This window comes from Endozoicomonas sp. ALB115 (genome assembly GCF_049310245.1).
GTDB lineage: Bacteria > Pseudomonadota > Gammaproteobacteria > Pseudomonadales > Endozoicomonadaceae > Endozoicomonas.
The window spans coordinates 1-1,725 of the sequence record NZ_JBLYZG010000177.1 but is presented as its reverse complement, the minus strand read 5'-3'; the positions used below and the strand labels follow the sequence as shown (position 1 = coordinate 1,725).

Below are 1,725 nucleotides of genomic sequence, written 5' to 3'. Positions count from 1 at the left end.
CCGGGATGGCAAGCACTCAAACATTGTCATCCAACACTACGGCTCCGTTCTCACCAGAGCTGAGTTCGTCGATGAATACCACCGATGTGTCTGTGACTCCGTCAGGCATGGCAAGCACTCAGGCATTGTCATCCAACACTATGGCTCCGTTCTCACCAGAGCTGAGTTCGTCGATGAATACCACCGATGTATCGGTAACGCCATCAGGGATGACAAGCACCCAGGCACTGTCATCCAGCACAATGGTCCGGATCTCACCGGAGTTGAGTTCGTCGATTGATGCCACCGAGGCATCAGAAAACTTATCAGAGATTACGAAAAAACCGTCAACATCGCTAAAAATACCGTCGTCGTCTGCCGCACAAGCCACCAACACCGCAACACGCCCATCGTCCTCAGCCACCGACGATGCTGAAACCGACACCGCCCGGCGGGTATCCAGTACCCCCGCCGAGCCGGTTGCGACCCCCACCTCATCCCCGGTCACTGAAAACCACCAGGAGCCGATGGGGCCACAGGACAGAAAGCTGTTGAAACTGTATGCGGACCGGGGACAGCAAATCCATAAGGCCTATGCCCGGCAAATAAACGACATCGAAAATAACAATGCCTGGGCAATGGAGATGATCGAACGCAGTTATGAAGAGATAGAAATCAACGACAGGATCTATCTTAAATGGCCGGTGCAGCGGCTGCTGTGTTGTGCACACGGCCTGCGGGCCATGGACCGGCAGCTCAGGGACAACTTCCTGATCATCAGCAGTCTTGCCCGGCAATGCATCCAATATGATGCCAGCCATGATCCAGCCATGCAGCCTGGCATGACCGTCGGGCATCCTGCCCGGGAGGCCATTATTGCTGACCTGGTCAACCAGTTCCTGAATATGTATGCGCAGTACGGTGAAGCCCGTTTCAATATGATCAAGGCTACCGGCTTTCCTATGGAAGAGACGGCGGAGTCAGAGATATTCCAGGGGTTCAACGCCCGGAGCATGGATAGCACGGTCAATGCCCTGTTGCACCAGCCTTCCGGTTTATCGGCCCCGTTTTGGGACTTTCTCCAGGGGCTGGCAGACAGCCTGGATCATGAGCCACAGGACAACGATCTCAGGGTGCCCCGGCCGAACCGACACCTGTTGCAGGCCATACACAATACCACCGTCGCTGATGATGAGTTTACCCTGCCACAAGCCAGTCTGGACCCCGGGGATGTGGCGGCCACCAACCGGATCATCCGGGCTGAGCAGGCCCACTTTATCGCCAACATGGGAGAGCTGGAAGACAGGGAATATTTTCCAATCGATTACCTGAAGATATTCCAGAACCCCGCAGACTATGAGGCGGTGTTCCAGGATCAGGACACCATTCCCTGCCACCTGGCTGAACCGGGACTGGCTGACACCTCGGCCCTGGCCCGGCTTTTATCGCCTCCTCAACTATCCACTTCGCTACTATCCACTTCACAGCCATCCACTTCACCACTATCCACTTCGCCACTACCCACATCCACTACCCAAACACCAACAGCTCACTTTGAGGCGACCCCGTCTGAGGCGACCCCGTCGGCCATTCACGATTGTACCGACGCGGAGTCATCGTCGCCAACGATCGTACCGAGTCAAACCGCTCAACCTGTTGCGACCCCCACCGCCTCCGTCACCGACAGCCACCCGCCGCAGGTAGGCCCGCAGGGCAAAAAACTGCTGAAACTTTATGCGGACCGGG

The 1,725-nt window shown here is 56.5% G+C and carries 1 protein-coding gene; it reads left to right on the top strand.

Features of this window, described 5'->3' with window-relative positions:
• Window positions 1-71 precede the first annotated feature (71 nt).
• Window positions 72-1,725: hypothetical protein (locus ACO6VE_RS24465; RefSeq protein ID WP_422464105.1), on the top strand; the 1,654-nt coding region annotated here is incomplete at its 3' end.